14 protein-coding genes are annotated in these 20,696 nt (G+C 28.8%); 3 read left to right on the forward strand and 11 right to left on the reverse strand.

The annotated features are described in order from the left end of the window. Positions 1 to 773: 773 nt before the first annotated feature. Both H3S88_RS01875 and H3S88_RS01880 read right to left on the reverse strand, forming a co-directional pair. Positions 774 to 2,612 carry a DUF262 domain-containing protein gene (locus tag H3S88_RS01875; protein WP_198227288.1) on the reverse strand — a complete coding sequence of 613 codons (1,839 nt, stop codon included), beginning with the start codon at positions 2,610 to 2,612 and terminating at the stop codon, positions 774 to 776. Between the two features lie 29 nt (positions 2,613 to 2,641). Beyond that, on the reverse strand, positions 2,642 to 4,570 hold the full coding sequence (locus H3S88_RS01880) for a DUF262 domain-containing protein (protein WP_198227290.1): 1,929 nt from the start codon (positions 4,568 to 4,570) through the stop codon (positions 2,642 to 2,644). A 975-nt stretch (positions 4,571 to 5,545) separates the two neighbouring features. Between H3S88_RS01880 and H3S88_RS01885 the strand changes: the two genes are divergently transcribed. Then, positions 5,546 to 5,713, forward strand: coding sequence for a hypothetical protein (locus tag H3S88_RS01885; RefSeq protein WP_198227292.1), 168 nt, complete (start codon positions 5,546 to 5,548; stop codon positions 5,711 to 5,713). Between the two features lie 666 nt (positions 5,714 to 6,379). On the opposite strand, the gene H3S88_RS01890 is transcribed toward H3S88_RS01885, so the two are convergent. From H3S88_RS01890 to H3S88_RS01920, 7 genes are all read right to left on the reverse strand, one after another. After that, complete coding sequence (locus tag H3S88_RS01890) at positions 6,380 to 6,802, reverse strand: carbohydrate porin (protein ID WP_198227294.1); 423 nt, start codon at positions 6,800 to 6,802, stop codon at positions 6,380 to 6,382. Further along, entirely contained in the window at positions 6,799 to 6,963 is a 165-nt protein-coding gene (locus H3S88_RS01895; RefSeq protein ID WP_198227296.1) for a carbohydrate porin, read from the reverse strand. Before H3S88_RS01895 ends, H3S88_RS01890 begins: the two co-directional genes overlap by 4 nt. A gap of 194 nt (positions 6,964 to 7,157) precedes the next feature. Beyond that, the gene (gene scrK / locus H3S88_RS01900) at positions 7,158 to 8,018 is read right to left on the reverse strand and encodes a fructokinase ScrK (protein WP_198227298.1); all 861 of its coding nucleotides are present in this window, start codon (positions 8,016 to 8,018) and stop codon (positions 7,158 to 7,160) included. 127 nt (positions 8,019 to 8,145) lie between these two features. Beyond that, entirely contained in the window at positions 8,146 to 10,842 is a 2,697-nt protein-coding gene (mngB, locus tag H3S88_RS01905; protein ID WP_370528574.1) for a mannosylglycerate hydrolase, read from the reverse strand. Positions 10,843 to 10,868: 26 nt separating this feature from the next. Beyond that, positions 10,869 to 11,966: a PTS fructose transporter subunit IIC gene (locus tag H3S88_RS01910; RefSeq protein ID WP_065738063.1), complete on the reverse strand. Its 1,098-nt coding sequence runs from the start codon at positions 11,964 to 11,966 to the stop codon at positions 10,869 to 10,871. Positions 11,967 to 11,986: 20 nt separating this feature from the next. Then, positions 11,987 to 12,304: a PTS fructose transporter subunit IIB gene (locus tag H3S88_RS01915; RefSeq protein ID WP_025316764.1), complete on the reverse strand. Its 318-nt coding sequence runs from the start codon at positions 12,302 to 12,304 to the stop codon at positions 11,987 to 11,989. Then, positions 12,301 to 12,762, reverse strand: coding sequence for a PTS sugar transporter subunit IIA (locus H3S88_RS01920; RefSeq protein WP_110455303.1), 462 nt, complete (start codon positions 12,760 to 12,762; stop codon positions 12,301 to 12,303). Before H3S88_RS01920 ends, H3S88_RS01915 begins: the two co-directional genes overlap by 4 nt. 170 nt (positions 12,763 to 12,932) lie before the next feature. On the opposite strand from H3S88_RS01920, the gene H3S88_RS01925 reads away from it, so the two are divergent. Continuing rightward, complete coding sequence (locus H3S88_RS01925) at positions 12,933 to 14,861, forward strand: BglG family transcription antiterminator (RefSeq protein WP_198227302.1); 1,929 nt, start codon at positions 12,933 to 12,935, stop codon at positions 14,859 to 14,861. Between the two features lie 56 nt (positions 14,862 to 14,917). Continuing rightward, a complete protein-coding gene (locus H3S88_RS01930) occupies positions 14,918 to 15,100 on the forward strand; it encodes a hypothetical protein (RefSeq protein ID WP_198227304.1) in 183 nt (60 codons plus the stop codon). Positions 15,101 to 16,619: 1,519 nt separating this feature from the next. On the opposite strand, the gene H3S88_RS01935 is transcribed toward H3S88_RS01930, so the two are convergent. Both H3S88_RS01935 and H3S88_RS01940 read right to left on the reverse strand, forming a co-directional pair. Next, complete coding sequence (locus H3S88_RS01935) at positions 16,620 to 18,848, reverse strand: S8 family peptidase (RefSeq protein WP_366940428.1); 2,229 nt, start codon at positions 18,846 to 18,848, stop codon at positions 16,620 to 16,622. Positions 18,849 to 18,850: 2 nt separating this feature from the next. Next, positions 18,851 to 19,909: an ATP-binding protein gene (locus H3S88_RS01940; protein WP_198227308.1), complete on the reverse strand. Its 1,059-nt coding sequence runs from the start codon at positions 19,907 to 19,909 to the stop codon at positions 18,851 to 18,853. Positions 19,910 to 20,696: the final 787 nt, after the last annotated feature.

The raw sequence follows: 20,696 nt of genomic DNA on the forward strand, positions 1-20,696 counted from the left end.
ATAAAAAGGTTTTATATAATTCAAACTATTTTTCCTTTAGGGGTTCCCATTATGAGCACAGTATGGTCTGAATCAATTATAAAAGTTTTGTATTCGGCTAGTTGACTATCCAATGATTTATATCAATCATAGCATAAAATTCAGTTTTACTATTTGTTATGAATACTAAAATTTCCATTTAAATAAGGTAATGCGGAATTATTTGGGGTAAATTTAATTCAGAATTGTATCTGTTTCTTTTTACTTTTTAGCAAAAAATTCATGGTCTATATCTGTTTGAATACGTTGAATTGAAAATGGTATTTCTTCAATTACACAATCAATAAATTTAATGTATCACCAACTGTAAGCAGCTTATAATATCACAAATACAATTATTAATTGATGTATATTGATAAAGATATATTATAATTTATTTTTAAATCGTCTATTACCTAAATTTCGACTCTTACATATGTCTAAAATGATGTTTTCAATATCCCTGTTTTGGCATTAGATGAATTATATGGTCGTTTAATTTAGCTATTCAAACCTTCCACGCAATTTTTTTGATAATTTTGCAACCATTTACAAAGAGTTAATATTTAATGTCACAGCAACAACTCACCAAACTAAAATCATTTATTTTTTCATAAAATTTTATCTTTGTTAGTTTTTGTTGAATTTTTCGTTTCATAATCTAATTATCAATTGATAACGGGTTATATAAACCCGATACTATATACCTAATTTAAACAAGATATAGCTTTTGTTTGAATAAAGTTTAAGTAATATCAAAAACTGAAGATATCCAAGATATACTTTTCGATAAGTTTAGTCCTTAAATTGTAACTATTTATTTCCCACTTGGTAAAATGATTACTTAAATAAATATTCATTTTATAACTTGAATTCTCATAAATATTTCTCTTGTTTGGAAAAGATTTGTTGCCTAGATATGAATTATTATCTCGAGATAATAAGGTCAAATTTCCTAATTTATTTTTTTCTTTTTCCAATAAATCATCTTTATCTTTATCCAGTGGCTTTTGGGGGTAAATATGTTCGATACTTATTTGTGAAAAATCAAAAGTCTTAGATTTATCTATACACTTATGCTTTACTTTTTCTCCTTTTTCTTCTCGTTTTTCAATCCAATTCCAATTTTCTTCTAATTTAATTAATAAATACTTAATAATTTTATTACCATTTTCTATTTCTTTTTCTTCATATTCTTTATATTCCAATTCCATAATGTTATTAATAAAATCACTATCTTTTGTTCCCTCCAGTAATTTATTTAGTTCCTTTCTCAAAAATTTGACTTGATAAGTTTTAGGATTACTATTAATTTTAGCAATTTGTTCATGGTATATTTTTACTGCAGGTTCAAATCTACAACGACAAATAGTTTTGTATCTAAAAAAGAATTTCTCTAAACAATCAAGAATTTCAATAAACTTTCCTTCATCTAATAATTGATGAGCGACTAATAATAATGGTAAGCAATCAGTATGTAATAACCTAATGATTAAATTTTTTAATTTATTTTTATCCCATTGGCTAGCCTGACTTCTTGGATAAGGCCAAAGACCTAACTCTAAATTTTTAAGAGTAATAATACTTTCATGTAAATGTTTTATTCGATTATATAATTCACTACTAGAGATATTTTCAAAAAAAGCAATGTTAAATTTTTCATATAAATTTATTCTTCTTACTTTTTTATATTCATGTGCAGAATAATAATATAAGAAGTAGCTTTCAAGATCCTTTGTGGAATCTTTAGTTATTAGATCCCAAATCTTTGCTGTTTTTTCTTGCAATTCAAACTCCCTACTATCAGCCCCATTAAATAGTCCTAATGAATTAGCTCTTAATAGATCAATTGCAGATAATGCCCTTCCTCTATCATTAAGTATTTGAAAAAGTTTATAAGCTTGGGCGTTATTGTTAGTAGTGATTTTTAATATAAAACAGCAACTATTAAAAATACCTTCTAAATTTTGTAAATAACTAATTTTTTCTACTAGGTCTTTTTTTCTAAGATTATTTTTAATCTTACGCAAGATAGTATCTCTTGCGTTCAAAAGTAATCGATTTGATTCAATATCAGTCCCTGATGATTCTTCGAATATAATCAATTTTTTAAAATAGTTATTATCTTTATTACTTAAAGATAACTTGTCATGCTTAATTTCTTTTAAACTTTTATACTCAGCATAATAAATATATTTATTTTCAAGTGATGAAATAGATCTTCGTATTGATTCTTGCGTTTCTTGTTCATTTAATTCTTCACAATAGTCTTTTAACAATTTAATCACTATCGACATGAATAATACGAAGGTTGAAATTCGTTGCTGACCATCAACCAATATATTAATTTTTTTAGTTATACCCACTTCTTCGAATGCTTTCTCTATACAGACAATACTACCAAAAAAATGTTCAGCACTCTTTTGTTGAGATATATCATCGAGACATGTGAAAATATCATCACAAAATTCAATTACTTGCTCTCTTTCCCATGAATAACCTCGTTGGTATATAGGAACTTCAAAAAGTATAGGTGATCCAAACAAGCTACCGACTTCAGTGTAATTAGAATCAATGGTTTTTTTTGTGGACATTTATTACTCCAATTGGCATTTCTTAGTTATTAATACTTTTCTTCATAAGAATTATCATCATAATGACATTCTGATTCTAAACTTAAAACATCTTGAAAATTAACATTAAAATCTTTACAGTTAGGCACAAATTCTTTATATGACTCTGGAATATTAATTATTCCATTATCATTTTCAAACGGTATAGACCAACGTTCTATCGCAAAGTGAATCATATCTAATTCTCTTTTTAAAATATTACTTTCCTTCCATGTCGAACCATCGGTATAATTTTTGATTTCTTTCTCTGAATTTGTAGCATTTTTGTAGTTGAACGAATAAGAACCATTAGGATCATCTAATTTTAATTTTATGGGTTTTCTGCCCAATTCTTGATTACCTTTGGTTATAACTAAATTACCCAAACGATGAACATATTGCTCAGCCTTTAATCCATCAGGCCAATGACTTTCCCACCAACCAGCATCTCTATGTGATTGTGGTAAAATATGCTCTATTGATTCCTTTTTATCTTCATCTGCCCTTGCCCAAGGAATCGGCGTAACAGATCGAGAGGACAGGCCAATTTCTAATTCATATAAAAAGTAATATACTAAATTGATACCAGATTTATAATTTAATTCACCCGATAGTAATTTAGAAACTGAATCAGGAAGATTTGCACTTTCATTTAGTAAATAACCGATTTGAGAAATAATATAAGTAGTGCTTTTGTTGTTTTTCAGAATTTGATTAGCTAACTCTAAAATCGCTTTTGAATTTTTATCTACTCTATATCGGAGCAAACCGTGCATTCTAAACGTATATATTTCACAAGCACGACAAATATTTTCAAAATCATTTTTGCTTAATGTATTAGCATATAATAGATAAGCAGTTGTAATAATCTTTCTTGTAATACCTTGTAAGCCTATATTATCTAAGCGATCTAACCAAACACCAGCTTCCTTTGAACATAATTGTCCGTAAAATTTCTCTTTATATTTAGAATTAATAAAACCAAAAGCCTCCGAATAATTAACCCAATGTTCTATAAAACCTTTGAAACTGATTTCCTTTTGTGTGTTCTCTCCTTCTAAAAGGATCCGATATTCATTCACAAAATTGTTATGAGCTTCATTTGTTGGAATGCTATAACCATGATAAATAGAGAATAACTCTGAAATGAAAGAGTTTTCATTATTTCTTGAACTAACGCCAAACTTTTCCAAGTTAGATATAGCACGAAACCAATTCTCATCAGGAGATAAATGGATATTCCGTTTTTCGCAAATTAAGATGCAAAAGTTTTTTATTTTATCAAATTCAGATAAAGGTAATCCTCTTGAATTTATAGCATCAAATGTTAAGTATCTATCAATACTGGCGTCAGCAAGATCGACACTAATGATTTGAATTTGATGGCATACTTTATTTCTTAATTTTATTAATTCTTCTCTTGTTTGAATTGAATCTACTATTTCAGCTATTTGATTTTTTGCATTTTCTAAACAACGCATCGGAGAAATTTTTTCTGCAGGAAGTGAGGGATAACCTAATAAATAGTGGCTAAAACATTCATTTAAAATTCTATTTTCATTTTCAATTCTTAGCTTTTCCGAGCCGTCGCTATAAATAATTAAACTTTTTAATTTTTCTGATTCAACGGTTTCTCGTTGATCTAATTCAAGGAATCTTCTCCTTAATTCATTAATTATTAATAGAAAAGTAGTTAATCTTTGCTGACCATCTTCTAATATATAACGAAATGTGGGCATGTGAGTTATTTCGTCAGAAAAGGCACCATCTTTGGAATTTATTTTTGTATATATTACCGTACCTAAATAATGAGCTTTATTTCCCATTAATTCCAGATCACTAAAAAGATCTTGTATTTCCTTTTTCGTCCAGCTATAGCCTCTCTGGTTTTTGGGAATTTTGTATACTCTTCCACTAAACATAGTTTCTAAACTATTCATCTATTAACCTCTTCCATTACCACTTTTCATTTGCCCACAAATATAAATAGCATCAAATTAGTGTTTTATTTGATCCTCTATTTTTATATTATATCGGTTAACAAAAAAAATACAGTTTGAATACATAATATTATTAAAATAATATTAATAATAATCTTTACTATTATCGATGATAAAATAAAAAATCATTTATAAATTATTCAAATAAAACTCTAAGCGAGCTTTATTTGGATATAAACTAAAACATCTAAGTCATTTTTCTTTGTCAAAACAAAATACTTTTTTGGGACGAATTTCCATCATAATTGTTACTAAATCTTTCATCTATATGATTCAAATAATTACTAGATTAGGTGATATACCTTTCTATGCGTTGGCGGTGAAATAGTTTCCTTGAGCAGAACAAATGTGTATCGGAAGTATCCATTCCAAGGTTACGTTTATCGGTGTGATTAGTAGCAATAGTTGGATATTAATCATTCAAGAGCATTGAGGAGCGATAATGGTCATTAGCCTATTATTTGGTTTATAACTTATATTTTTACTAAAAGAAGATAAATATAATAATGAATTGTTGCATTAGTCTTATAAATGCTCGGTAATAACGGATTTGGTCAGTTATTTTCGACAACCAAAATCAAAATTTTGGATTTGTTTGCAGATGAGTAGTTTTCATTTAATTGGTGCTATCTGGTTATATCTTAAACTCATACTCATCGATTTAGGCGTAGAGGCACAAAACGTAGCTTGGATTGTTAGTGACAGAGTAGAATAATTAGGTCTTTTTCGGTTTTTTAAGTGGAAAAGCTTGCTTAATATTTAGGTATAGATAACTCTATTCCTGCTTATTTATTTTATACATTATTGATACTTATTACTTTAACATTAATGAGGTTAGTTAAGCTAAATATAATATGGATTATTGCTAATATTTTCTTAGTTGCTATAGCAATCAAAGGGGAAATGTCTTCTCTTATGTTTAGCTTAATAATGTATTTTGCTCGATATAAGCATCGAGCTTCAGATTATAGCTTGCAATTAAGCCTTTTTGTTATGACTTGTCTGACTAGTCCTATTTTTGCCGAAATAATACTTGATGCAGACGGCGCTTTCTTTTTGTGTATTGTTGATATCTATTTATAAATTAATATTCAGAGCTCACATTAAATATATGATACAAAAATACGCATCTGGATTAATTTAGTTTGTCACTTTACAGATTGTTATATTCAACCATACGCTTGATTTATCTTGTAATTATTTAATATTTTTTAATAGTTGAAATAAAAAATGAGCAATTCTCTATAAATTATTGTAAATAAAAACTCTAAAGTCATTTTATGAATACACGTCATTATTGAACTGAATGTATTCTTTTTTCTCTTGATTTAGGGTGATTTTAGTTGAACTAGGGAAAGTAGTGAAATAAGTTTAAAGAATTATCTAAAAAACCTTAGACATAAAAAAACCAGCTTTAAGCTGGTGTCTTTTTTCGGAATTGGTACCCGTACCCGAAATCGAAATAAAATTCTAATTTATTGATATTAAATAACTTTAATTCAAATAAAAACTATTTGTATCCACTTTTATATCCATAAGTCAACTTGCTTGAGTTTAAATATTTTTAACGGCTAAACATACAAATGAATCACTATCTTTTCAAAGTGTTATTATATAAATAAAAGTATTAAATCAATTAATGTCTAAAATAATATAATAAGTAAAAAACTCTAATTTTGAAATGATTTAATATTTCTATCCTGCTCTAGCGAGCTAGGATAAAAATATTAAATTAATTAGATTAGATAGTTAGAAGAAATATTTAAATCTTACGTGCGCACCATAACGATTATCAGAGCCACCACCTTGATTCTCATCACGAGATAAATGCGACCAGTATGTACCTCCTAGATAGATATTAAAGTTATCCATATCCATTACATTGGGAATCAAATATGATACATTAACAGTATGAATCTTATATTTATATTTATATTTATATTTATCTTTACCTAAACTATCTGCACTGTCTAAATTATCGGTTGAAGTCGTTGGTTTGTATTGTTTAATATCATTCGCTGCAAAAATATAACCTAAACCAATTCGTTGCCATACTGCATTAACGCCTGCTGAAAAATCTTTTTCTTGATTAGCATCAAGGTAAGCTGTGCTCACGTTAATTACTAGATTATCTGGTGATTGATTCCAATTGCCCGCGGTATTAAAACTCATTGTTGCTCCATAGCCCCATCTAAACCGATGAGTACGCGACCATTAATGTCCCAACGTTTATCACGATTAGCATTACTATCTGCCGTTGTTTTTAATGAAGTTAAACTATGTTTTTTACTTGCTGCATCGATATTGAATTCGACATCACCATATAATTTCAAATCACCTTGGCTAGTTTGCTACTCAATTTGTGCAAACGTAGGAAAACTGGATAAACAGCATAAAGCGACAAATAGTTTATAATATTCCATTACTCGATCTCCGATTAAAGTATTATGTAATCACATAAATAAACTACAATTTTTTTAAATTACGATTAAATATAATGTGTGTACATTTAAAAAATAATGTTGATTTAAGAAAGTAATTTTTTGGCCAGTAAAAAATTACCAATTGTTGCACTACCATTATTTTCTATAGATGGTGTTTTTATATATTCATCCAAATTTTCAATTGTAATATAATTATTCATGAGCAGTTTAAAGTGTGCTTTAACTCTACCTAGCATATGATCTTGATACATTACACCACCACCAAGAATAATCATTTTAGGTCGTATTATTAATGTTGCATTGAAAATTGCTTGAGCTATATAAAAAGCTTGCACATCCCATACATATGAATCACTGGTTATATTTTCACCCTTAATACCTGTTCTAGCTTCAATACTTGGTCCTGATGCCAATCCCTCTAAGCAATCATGGTGAAATGGGCAAACTCCATTAAAATCCTGATCTAACAGATGTTTTTTTACCATTTGATGTCCCATTTCTAGGTGCCCTACGCCACCTATAAATTGGCCATTTTGAATAACACTACCCCCAACTCCCGTCCCTATTGTGTAATAAATCAAATTATCACATGAATTTAAATACATTTCTCCGTAAGCACTTGAATTAACATCTGTTGTAAAAAATACAGGAATATCTAATTCTTTTTGAATAGGAGAAACTAAATCAACATTAGACCATCCTTGTTTAGGTGTATTTAAAATATATCCGTATTTATCACTATTCTTATTATTATCAATAGGACCGAAACTGCCGATTGCAATTGATGAAACTCTACTCACACTGAAAAAGTGATTAACTTGTTTAATTGTTTGTTCATATGTTGTGGTTGGGATAACTTCACTCGTAATTATCTCATTTTTCTCATTTCCTACTGCGCAGAGGAATTTCGTTCCACCAGCCTCAATACTACCAAATAAATTCATTTTTGAACCTCTTCAAAATAAATTCAATATCATAAATAAACTTATTATGATTCATATTATTTTAGATAATATATCTATAAATAATTTAGCCAACATCATCCGTGTTGGCTAAATTTTATTCGCTTTATTAATTAGTTAATTCATTTTCAAATTCGATATAAATCGTAACAAACTTAGCGTGCTCAATACCTTTAATATCAATACTATTATTAAATATATCTATATTATCTAAGCAATGTTCTTGAAGATTAACTTTTTCAGCTAGTTTAATTTTATGCTTAAACTTAATTGTTGAATGACTAATCTGTTTATATTTACCATTATAAAACCTTAAAATATAACCCGGTCTCTCTTCAGCTTTCTTTATAACACTTAAAATTAAATCTCCGCTGGTTTCCAGCATACTAAAAGTAACAGGAAGTGTTTTATCTACATCTGATAATGTAAATATTAATCTTGAGTTTAAAAAATCTGCTATTTGGTAAACTTGAACTGGTGATAATATCTGTTTTGCTAATTCCGCAACATTTGAAGAGTTAAATGATTCAGAATAATAAAAAACCGAAAACGAATATGTCATATATTTATGGCATTGGGCATTAGGAGTTTTAATAGTTGTTTCACCAGAAGCTCGTCCTGGTCTGTACATTAAATTCTCTTTTCCCATAAAACCATATGTTCTAAATATAGTTAATCGGATAATACTGTAATTATCGCCAATGATTTCATATTCTCGAACACCTTTGGGTACGACTGCAACCCCTTTATTTTCATCAGATAAAGTTACAAAAGTTTGACAAGTTTCGATTGCTATAGGTTGCTCACTCCAAGAGTTTTTATTTTGCTCCCATAAGCTCATTTCTTTTTCAAATAGAACCGGTCTTTTTATTACGCCAAATTGATGATCTGCCGTTGAAAATTTAGATGCAATACTTGTATCAAAAGATACACATACTCGATGGCTATCAACTAATGTATTATCTACTTGTAATGAAAAATCAATTACAGGAGAATCTTTTTTAATGGTTAAATTTAATGTGATTGGTAATAAAGTTGTACATTTTCTTTGTGATCTTTCTTGTAGATTTTTAGGTACTAACATTTCAAAATCTATACAAACCATACTAACGATATCTGATTCTTTTATCGTTATCGTAGGTGAAAAATCTGTAGAATAAACAACTAAATCGTTAACCGGAGGTGAATAATTAAAAGAATCCCCATCATCACCATTATCTTCTATAATAGCTTGATTTTTATAGGTTACATTTGATTTTTTATCTAATATGTCTAAAGAACCATTCTTATTAACAGTAATTGTATAGTAAGTATTTTCAATTACATTAGTAGATTTTTGTTTGATTTTTTTATGTGTACTGCCATTCAAATCTAGCGTTAGTTGGTTATAACCTAAGCCAGGTAGATTAGATGATTCTAACGCAATTTTTGCTTTATATACTTTCTCAGGAATATATATTTTTTTACTTGGGTTAAGAATATTTCCTTGATTAAGAACATATTGTGTCTGATCTACTAATTCTAAAATTGTATAGGGAATCTCCATACCTTGCTGATCTAATATTCTAAAATCTTCTTGTGGTAAATAAACATCTGCTTCAATAATTCCACTTCTAGATTTATTAAAAGTATTAAATACAGTTAGAGTGATTTCTTTACCAGAAAAATTATCAATTCTCATCGATATATTTCTCATTGTAAGCTCTATCAAATTCTCCGAAATATCCCTAATTTGTTTGTAGCGCATATAAATATCTTCATTAGCAGAATCAGATACACACGAACCTATCGAATCATGCGCAGCATTTTCAAACATCAATTTCCATATTTCACGAACTGTTTCTACTGGATATTCGAAACCTAATGACATAGAAATACTTAAAATAGGTTCCATTATATTAACAAGATAGTTTTGAGTTTGTGTATTTAACTGTTTTAAATCTGATCTCGAAGAAAAAATAGTTTTATGAATTCTCATTAATTTTCCATTAATTAACTCACCACTAATTTCTTCTAAGTCCGGGTTTTCTTTTTTTATAGCATTTATATAGTTTTCTATAGTAGATATTTCTAATTCAAACTCATCTTTATATAATTCATTCATTCTAGCTATTAATTCTAATAGATTTTCTCTTGGTGGAGCTTGATCAAATCCATTAGGGAAAAAAACATGATTAGTTGAACTTCTTGCCCATGTTTTTCTAAAAGGATCTTGTTTCAAATAAGTTGCTAGTTCTTGCGAATCCTCAGGAATAGCTCCGCCAATGTAATAACCACTAGGAATTTGGAATACATTTACAATTGAACCATCTTCTCCTTTCCATCTATATTCTGTTTTTTTGACTTCATCATCACTAACTCCGCGCCAAAACATTGTATCTTTAATGCCGAATTCTAAGTAAATTTGAGGCATGCTTGATGATTGACCAAATGAATCTGGAACATAACCAACTGGCATATATCCACCAAATTCACTACAAATTCTTATACCATATTGCATATTTCTGATAATACTTTCACCAGATATCACTAACTGATCTGTTTGAGTATACCAAGGACCTATAATTAACTTACCTTTTTTTACTAGTGATTCTATTCTATGTTTATCTTGCGGTCTCCATTTGAGATAATCATCTAAAAGAGATGCTTGACCATCTAATAAAAATGAATCATATCCATTTTCATCTTCTAATAATTCAATGACTCTTTTAAAATCATGCATCAAATATACTTTAGAGCGACTAGTTGTGAAATACCACTCTCTATCCCAATGAGTATGCGGAACTACATGTACTTTTTTCATTATCTTGGCCTATTTAATTTAAATTAAGTTTAATTTTCAATGCTGATCTCAATATCATCAATATCTATTAATTCTTGCTCATCATCTCTTTTAAAGTTAACAAACAATGGCGCAAAAAAACCGATGAAAGCAGCACCAACAAATAGACCTACTAAATATGCCCAGCCATTTCCGACAGTAAAGAAACCATAAACACCGCCAACAGGTGGCATCTTATCAAACATCCCTAATAAAACACCTAAACCAGATGCTATAGATCCACCAATAATATTAATTGGTACTAACTTTAATGGCTGTACTAAAGTAAATGGTATTGCACCTTCGGTAATACCAATAAATCCCATCACAAAATTATTCCGGCCTGCATCTAATAATTCATCATTAAATTTTTTCTTATGGAATAACGTTGCAAAAGCATATCCCATAGGAACAGCACAAATAGCAATATTAACCATGATTGCTGGCATATAAATCTGTTCAATTAATAACACATTTCCTGCCATCCATGCAGCTTTATTAATTGGGCCACCTAAATCAGAAGCGATCATTCCCCCAAGAATAATAGCTAATAATAATTGGCTGACATCATTCGCTATCATACTTCTGATCCAATTAACTAATCCTGTGTTAATTAAAGCTAGTGGTTCAGATAAAACAGCTCCCATAATGATAGCTACAGATAAAGTAGCAATTAAAGGTAGAATAACCAGTGGCATTACGCCTGAAAATGATGCTGGTAGATGAATTTTATTTTTTGCCCATTTAACTAAATAGCCAGCTAAAAATCCAGCAATCACCGCACCTAAAAATCCAGCATTAGTTGAACTAGCAACAGCTCCACCAATAAATCCAGCGCCAATTGCAGCCTTATCACCAATAGAATATGCAATAAAACCAGCTAATACTGTATTTATTAATGCTATACCTACCCAACCCACTTGTTCTATCAAATAAAGAGAGTGCTCAAAACCAGAACTATCTTTAAAAATATCTAGACTAGTAATACCCATAGATAATGCTATCATTTTGGGAATAGCAATTACTAAAGAAGATCCGATAATTAATGGTAGAACAAAACTAATGCCACTCATCAAATGTCCTTTCAACTCAAACATTATTTTTTTCATATTAATTTTCTCTTATTTAGTTATTTTCTACTTTCTATGATATTCACACATTTTTTTAAAACTGCTTCAGGAGCCTTAATACAAGTGGCAATACTAACTTTTAATTGAGGCTTATCTTTAAATCTATCCATATCTATTACTTTTTGATCTGTTGCTAATAAAACAAAATCAGCTTCATCAACTTCAGCTTGTGAAATTTTATTAACTTGCCCTAAAGATCCTTGTTGCTCAATTTTTACATCATAACCTAATTTTTTACCTGCATTCTCTAATGCTTTAGCAGCCATAGGTGTGTGCGCAAGTCCTGCTGGGCAGGCTGAAATACCAACAATTTTCATACTAATACCCCTCTTGTCATTTCCTTACTGATTAGTGATATAATTTTATTTATATCTGTTGAAGCTTTTATTTCATTTTTAAAATCATCTTCCATTAAAGCAGTAGCTAGTTTACTTATCATCATAATATGGGTAGTGCCAGCCTCATTTTTAGGTACGAATAAAGCAAAAACATATTGAACATTACTCTCATCAAATGTTTCCCATTCTATTGGTTTAGCTAATTTTGCAAAAAATACAGTTGGAGTAATGACAGAGTCATCTTTTGCATGAGGAATTGCAAACCCATCAATCAATCCTGTCGATGATTCTTTTTCTCTATCGATAAATGCTTCCATAGTTTTTTTAATATCATTGACGTAATTATGCTTAAAAGCATTACTTGATAAAAAATCAAATAACTCATCTCTACTTTCTACGTTTAAATTTAAAAAAATATTATTTTCTGAAAGATTCATTACTTTAGTACCTTTAATTAAATAAAATGGATTAATTAATATAATAAGAGATGTTATAAAAAAGCATATCCATACATTTTCATTTTATTTTGGAAAATTAATGTACTATCTTTTTTTCTAGAAGTAATATCATATTGGTAGTGATTTTTTAAATGAGGCCTCTTATTACTATGAGTAAATTTTCGTACCAACGGTTAGATGATTTATTTGATTTTTTTTTACTTAAAAAAGAGCCCATATTAATTAAAGATATTGCGTCCACAATTAATGTGTCTGAACGAACTATTCGCACGGACATTTCCAACCTAAATGATTATTTAATTGATAAAAATGCCAAAATAAAATTAATAAGGCAAAAAGGTTATATCTTAGATTGTGAAGATGAAAAAAAAATCATCGACTGGTGGGGTAATTTTAATAAAACTGAAGGCTATAGTTTATTAGGCTCTTTAAAAGAACGTCAGAATTATTTATTCGCTTTATTATTGAATGAGCAAAAATATTATTCCGTTTATGAATTAATGGAACATTTATGTATAAGCAAAAATACATTATATATGTACTTGAAAAATATACGTAAAACATTATCAAACTATAATTTAAAACTAATTAATAATACAAATACTGGATTTAAAGTTATTGGCACAGAATACGATAAACGAAAAGCTATATTAGATTTATTTTTGATTAACGATTTACAATCTTATTTGGTTGGATTCACGGACTTAGAAAAGTTGTTTTTGACAAATATTGATTTAGATTTATTAAAAACATTAGAATCAAAACACTTATATTCTCTACAATTATTAGACTCTGATTTTTATCATAAAAATATAATATCGACTATTGCATTGGCGATAGCTAGAGTAAAAGAAGGATTAACAATTAATGAAATATCCATTGAAGTTCCAAAGTTAATGGATCATGCATTAGATGCAATATATTTATTTCTTAAGGAAATAGAAAACTCATTCTCAATCACATTACCCATTAATGAAATCAACTATTTTATTCTAACTTTATCCATTAATGTACCTAGATTAATCAAAAACCCTAAAAATCACCCATCTGAATCGTCGATCATCGTTGATGAATTATTAACATCAATATATGAGACATCTAATCTTAATTGGACTAAAGATAAGATCTTATTTGAAGATTTAGTTAACCATATTGAGAATTTTATTAAAATTAGTTCAATAGATAAAGAAAGAAAAAATCCAATACTCAGTACAATAATAAATTCTTTCCCATTTGCCTATAGTTTAAGTTTAACCCATCTAGGCGTAATTGGTAAAAAATACAATATCTTTTTTTCTGAAGATGAAGTCGGATATATAGCACTACACATAGCTGGCGCTATTGAAAGACATAAAGCAAAAACTCAACAGCTTAATGTGATTATCGTCTGTGGTGGTGGCTTTGCGATGAGTAAAATTATAGAATCAAAAATAAATAAAAAATTCCCAAATAAATTTAATATAAAAAAAACATACTCCTATGCTGAATTTCAATTATCAAAGATAAGTGACATAGATCTAACAATTACCACACTTCCATTTACTCAAGAAAATACTCCCACTATTTACATTGATATGTCAAATATAGATAAAGCAATTGATGATTTAAAATATTATCTAACCGATGATCAAATTAATAATAACGTTATGCAACTTTTTAATCCTGAAAATTTTTATTACTTTGACACTGATAAATTATCTAAAAAAGACTTATTAGTAAAAATGGCAGTTGATCTAGAAAAACAAAATATTGTCTCAGCGGATTTTGTGTCTAGTGTGTTAGAAAGAGAGAGCTTACAGACAACATTGATTAATGATGTCATTGCTATACCTCATTCTATGACAATGATTGCAAACAGATCAAGAGTATCAGTAGCTATATTTCCGAATGGGATACAATGGGAGAAAGATAAAAAATGTAATTTTATATTTTTACTTGCAATATCGAAAACTGATAATGAAATTACAGATAATTTATATGATCTAATATTAAATTTAATTGATGATAAAGCCATGACAAAACAATTATTAAAAGCTTATACATTCCATGAATTTAAAAATTTACTAAGTATTTTATAGGTTAATTATAATTCATTGTAAATGGACTTTATTGTAACCATCAACATTTTATTACGATGGGTAAACACGTTGGACTAGATGAAAATCTGGTCAGAGAAATGTTTATTGAGTTTAAATCGCTCATGCCTAGTGTTATTTCTCAGATCAAATCTCAATTACCAAACCATAACCCTTTACATATCAGTGATGCAATTTTTAATGGTCTTGCAAAACAAGCTGAAAAGATCCCTGATTTTTAAAAGAAGTTTTCTATATTAAGAGATACTTTATTTTATCTATTCCCGTATACGGTATAGATAATAAATTTTAACCTATTGTTATAAAATAATTTATCATGACTCAATAAGATATTTGTATCTGGGTTTGTATCCGATTTTGCACTTGATATAGAGTAATCTCAGCTGACATCGGTTAACAAAGAAAACTCTTTGAAAAAGCTTTAGACATAAAAAAACAGCTTTAAGCTGGTGTCTTTTTTTGGAATTGGTGCCCGGACGCGGAATCGAAGATACTGCTTAAAACATTGGTATTATTGGGTTGGAGGAATTGAGGTTGGGGAATGTATCCGTGTTTGTATCCGTAGTGGGGATAGGGAATATTTAAGTTTTATTTTTTATTGAGTTTGTTAATTGAACTTAAAATTAATACTTAGATTATCTAGGAAAATTTATTTTATGTAATTATAAAAAATTTCTTCATTCTATGAACATAGGATTGTAATATGTTATTCTAATATGAATTTTGTTTATAAACAGAGAAAGAGTTTTCTTGTTGATGTGAGTACTGACATAATGAATTGAAGGTGTTTTTTTAGAACCGATTCAATTTTTCGACAGTCAAAATCCTTTCATAATTTTCATATTCGTTTAAATAAAAACTACGATAAAATTATCAGAATATACAATAAAAGGCTATCTTTTAATAAAATTAACAAACGATATATTGTCGATTACATAACAGCTATCTTGATTATAAAAAATATTCCTAATATTGATGCAGTAATTATAATCTCATTAATTTTTTTAGTTTTCTATATTTTAGATAAATTAGATTATTATTTATTTCAAAATTTATGACAAGTAAAAAAATAATGGAAGAACAGTTAGAATATATAACATATAAAAACCGCATTAAGCATTAAATAATATAATAATAATTGAATTTAGAAACACGAAACAAATGGCATGCTTTTCTACTTGGTTTATGTACTAACAATGGGATAATTATAACTGGTTTGCCCACCAATCACATGTTGTTCATACATATCAATAATCATACACAGATATAACCAACCTTCACTGGTTTAAATATAAGTGATATCGGTTACGCAAGCAATATTAGTTCTGTTTGGCTTGCATTGTCTGGTTAACCGAATTATGTTGAGTCTTTATAACAGTTTTATACTTGATGAGGTTATGTGCTGCTTTATTTAGTTACTTCCGAAATACTTGGATTACTATTCTTTTTGAAACTTGATACAGACATCGTGCACTAAGCTTAGGAGCACCTAAAGCACCTAAACGAGCTTTATGCAATCAATATCGCTTTTTAATATATTTGTTGAGCTAGTATGATCTATTTAGCTAAGTATAATTTGCCTACTTCCTTGGTAAGAATTATTATTCTGTTGAAGGCTGGGTTTTTATCAAATCAAATATTGGTTTAAATAAGCTAATATATAATTACCCAGCTAAAAACTGGGATTATTTATTATTACGATTTATTATTAAACAATTAGCAACGAGGAAAACATTGTAATTATTCAAATTCTATATCTTCATTCAATATTTGATGAATATCCATTTTAACATCAATATTAAGTTTATTGACAAACCAGCCATTTAATTCACAATTTCTAATAAATTCTTCAATTCGGTTTATGCCATTAATCTCTTTTAGTGTAACAACTACACCAAAGCGAATGTACTCACCATCTTTAGGATCTAAACGGTTATTTGTTTTAATTTCCATTCCCCAATTTTTATTGTTTTTGTATGATATTTTAGGTTTATTATTTTCTTTGGGCACTTCAGCAATATATTTTACATTATCCCATTTTCTAAAATTATTTCTGGCCTCTGATTCGAACAGGTAGCTTTTATCGTCTGTATCTCGGTTTTGTGTATCGCCATTGATCTCGTAAATTTTACCTTTATCATTCATTCTGCCAAAATGGAGGTTTAATTCTGTATTGGTATAATCAACACCTTGTGTTCGATTGCACTTAGGGAAATAGCACATTGTTGCTCGTGCAATATAGGGATATTTGTCATTTACTATTGGTACTGGAAAACGATAATTGTAAGTATTCCATTTTTCACTTACGTCAGAAATTAAAAATTTAATTTCATCTTCATTTGTTTTGATAATGTCATCAATTTTGATAGGAACAATACCGTGTCCATATAAGGAGATTTCATGTGGTGTCGGGTTACGATTCCAACCTTTTGCTGCATCAATAATGAGCGCTTTGGCTATCTCTCTCTTGAGTTGTAAAATATTAATAAGGTAGGCGAGTTTACGAGCAATCCAAGGAGCAGCATAAGATGTTCCTGCGACTTCGGCCCCACCTAGTGGCTCACAAACATGAATAAATTGTTCACGGCTCCCGCCATAATAACTAACATCGGGTTTAGCGAAAAAGGAGAGCGCAATTCCTTTTCGGGTATAGCTCGCTGATATTCTTTCCCGAGTAACAGAATTAACCACTATGCTATTAATCGAATCAGCAGGAGATCCGATTTTATTAATATTGTTGTTAGGTTTATTGGTGCCTGCTATAACAAAAATCACATCATTTTCATATTGAATTTGGTCTAATATTGCCGCTTCTGCTGAAATAAAGTTATCATTGATCTCTTGATTACTACCTAATGAAAGATTCCATACTTTAATATCTTTGTTTTTAGCAACGATTTCTTTAATTTGCTTAATAATAGTAAATGAAGAAAATTGTGATTTGGTGGCAACTCCAAAATGTCTCACTTTAAATCGACCACATCCGTCATCTAACCATGGATTGAGAGCTGGCCCATCAACAATAATTGAGGATACCGCTGTTCCATGCTTATAATCCTCATTATTCCTATGAATATTAGGATCTACCATATCGTAATATTCAACCCAATTTTGAAAGTAAACGGAACTAGCAAATAATGTATCTATAACGCCAATAGTCGGTTCTATCGTTGGTTCTGGAAGTCTAGTTATATTTTTTTGATGTAGTTGAATAAATTCTTCAGGCGATAGCTGTGATAAATCTGCTGTTGCCATTGAAACAAGATAAGGTGCTTTTTTGAGTAAAATGTCTAATTGATTTTCATCTAGAAATACCGTGTGATTATCTAAAATCCGACTGGATAAAATAGAGATCCCTAATTTGTTGAGAAGTTCCTTTGTGTCTGTTTTTGTATCGTAGAGTGTAACAAGGCTTTGCGTTATCTGTTCTGATGCCTCTTCTATGTCAAAATCATCAATATAAGATATATCTGCAATCACTTGTTTGAAAAGAGATTTACTGATTTTATATTTTTCGTATGTGATACTGTCTATTGTTTTTTTATGTTCAAAAATAGCTTTATTAATTACTCCTTGTAGTTCTTCGTTTAGAACTTCTCCTGTTTTGCTTAGTAATTTAATACTTTTTTCTAAATCTTGAATAGTTAAAAAATAGGTAATAATATGTTTGGTTTTATTTTTATTAAATTTAGCTCCAACAATAGCAAAATTGGATTTTTTCCCTTGAAATAATCCTGCAATTCGATTACTTTTAGCTACGATTTTATTATAGTGCACACTAATCAGAATACCATCAAATGGTGTTGTTTCATGTACCCAAAAATCTCTGATTTGTTCAATTTTATTTTTTAATCTACATATATGGCTGTAAGTAACCTGAATGTGACCATTCATGCTTATTCCTTGAAAGCTTTTTAATTTTGGAGATTGCCCAAATTGATTTCCATGTAATTCCAAAACATTATTCACCATTACTTATTTTCCTCATTGAGCTTTCTTGCCACAGAACTTTTAGCTTCACCTGTAAGCTTTTCAATTTCTCTTACAGTAAATCCTTGTTCATACAATTGTTCAAGTGATGTTTGTTCAATATTTCCATTGATACTATTATATAGTCGCCTTAAATATTCATAGCTGTTATTTTCATCACTAAATGCTATAGCTGTTTTGATGATATTTTTTAGTTCACCTGCAGAAGGAAGCTTATTTGTAATATTCAGTATTTTTTTAAATAAACGTGCATCTCTTCCAATATGTTTAAAATTTTTGGCAAAGTCAGATAAGTAGTATTCTGCAACTTCAATTAAATCATCTTTGCTATATCGATTAAAGTTAATGATAGCATCAAAGCGTCGAGACAGTGCTTTATCGAAGTTCTTATATAAGTTAGTAGTTGCTATAATGACAATTTCTTTATTTAAATCTGTTAATCGATCCAATTCTCTTAAAATAGCCGAAGTTACTCGACCCATTTCACGAACATCATTGCTATTTATGCGATCTAGAGCAATAACATCAATTTCATCAAATAAAATAATAGTTTTTTCTGGATAAGGAATATTATTAATTTCAATAAATAAATTAGTAATATTTTTATTCGTTTGTCCCAATTTACTATCAATTAAATTATCAAAATCGACATAATAAAGAGTTCTATTTAATAGTCTGGCTATTTGTTTTGTTGCTTCAGTTTTACCAGTACCAGGGAGACCTTCAAATAAAAATTTATTAATGCCAACTCGATGGTTAATAGCATTAATAATACCTTTAATATCATTTGTAACTTCTATCGGTAAATGTAATGGTTCAACCGTTTTGAGATTAATTAATTTTAACAGTTTACTTTCAAAATCATTTGCTTGTGGTACATAAAGATTGGTGGCAGCAATTAGCCCCATAATATATTCAGCAAGTTGATGATCATTGATATTATCAAAGTAACGCGCAATCTCTATCGCTTCGTTTCTAAAGGAATTCTCATTTTTTTCCACATGATATTTGATCAAATTTAATACATTTTTCTTTTTCACTGCGACCATCCCCAAGATTTTTAATTTGGCTGTGTTTAGTATACCAAAAAAATAGGACAAAAAATAAAATATTGGGACAATTTTGTGAAATATAATTGTAGCTTCTAAAACTTTATTCTTTATCAATGTATTATAATGGATGTTTGGTTGAATATATATTAGAACCTGTATTGAGATATTTTTTATCTTTCAAACCCACTAATTAAGCAAATAGTAACAAACAGGATTAACTAATATTTAATTATCTTACTCTATCAATTCATGAATACTTGAATTCCCTTCTACACTTGTTGCTTTTTATCTGAATAAGTTACATAAAGGATAGCCTGAAAACAGTACAAGATACCTAAGTATGTAACTCATTTATCAAAGCTATATTTGGTGGGTTCATGGGGAAAAATACTGAAATTCAGCTCTGATCTATCTGAAAAATTTCTTCAAGTTTCTTCACTAATTCTTTGTGTTTAGTCATTGTTATCTCTTGTAATTTTATTACTTTCCACTTAAAAGTATTGTTTTGCTCTATTACCAAAGTAAATTAGTTATCGATTTACCAATTTTTGAGTAAGAGCAAAATTGGCCAATATATTCACCCTTGTAGAAATACTTTTTAGATCATGAGATGTTGGTTGCCGCGACATAACTAAGACCATATAAAAAGTGAGTGATTCTAACAGATTACGTTTTTTATAATAAAAACTGTAACATAATTTTATTGTGTTCAGTATTAACACAAAATTTAAATTTTATTCATTTGATTTTAAAAATAAAAATACATATACATATA

Origin of the sequence: Gilliamella sp. B14448G11 (assembly GCF_016101765.1) — a bacterium.
GTDB lineage: Bacteria > Pseudomonadota > Gammaproteobacteria > Enterobacterales > Orbaceae > Gilliamella > Gilliamella apicola_N.

What these genes read in the sequence shown, in the direction of transcription:
- H3S88_RS01875 (WP_198227288.1), bottom strand. Translation starts at nt 2,612, where the DNA reads ATGTCCACAAAAAAAACCATTGATTCTAATTACACTGAAGTCGGTAGC.
- H3S88_RS01915 (WP_025316764.1), bottom strand. Translation starts at nt 12,304, where the DNA reads ATGAAAATTGTTGGTATTTCAGCCTGCCCAGCAGGACTTGCGCACACA.
- H3S88_RS01930 (WP_198227304.1), top strand. Translation starts at nt 14,918, where the DNA reads ATGGGTAAACACGTTGGACTAGATGAAAATCTGGTCAGAGAAATGTTT.
- H3S88_RS01880 (WP_198227290.1), bottom strand. Translation starts at nt 4,570, where the DNA reads ATGAATAGTTTAGAAACTATGTTTAGTGGAAGAGTATACAAAATTCCC.
- H3S88_RS01925 (WP_198227302.1), top strand. Translation starts at nt 12,933, where the DNA reads ATGAGTAAATTTTCGTACCAACGGTTAGATGATTTATTTGATTTTTTT.
- H3S88_RS01920 (WP_110455303.1), bottom strand. Translation starts at nt 12,762, where the DNA reads ATGAATCTTTCAGAAAATAATATTTTTTTAAATTTAAACGTAGAAAGT.
- H3S88_RS01885 (WP_198227292.1), top strand. Translation starts at nt 5,546, where the DNA reads ATGTTTAGCTTAATAATGTATTTTGCTCGATATAAGCATCGAGCTTCA.
- H3S88_RS01910 (WP_065738063.1), bottom strand. Translation starts at nt 11,966, where the DNA reads ATGAAAAAAATAATGTTTGAGTTGAAAGGACATTTGATGAGTGGCATT.
- H3S88_RS01890 (WP_198227294.1), bottom strand. Translation starts at nt 6,802, where the DNA reads ATGAGTTTTAATACCGCGGGCAATTGGAATCAATCACCAGATAATCTA.
- scrK (WP_198227298.1), bottom strand. Translation starts at nt 8,018, where the DNA reads ATGAATTTATTTGGTAGTATTGAGGCTGGTGGAACGAAATTCCTCTGC.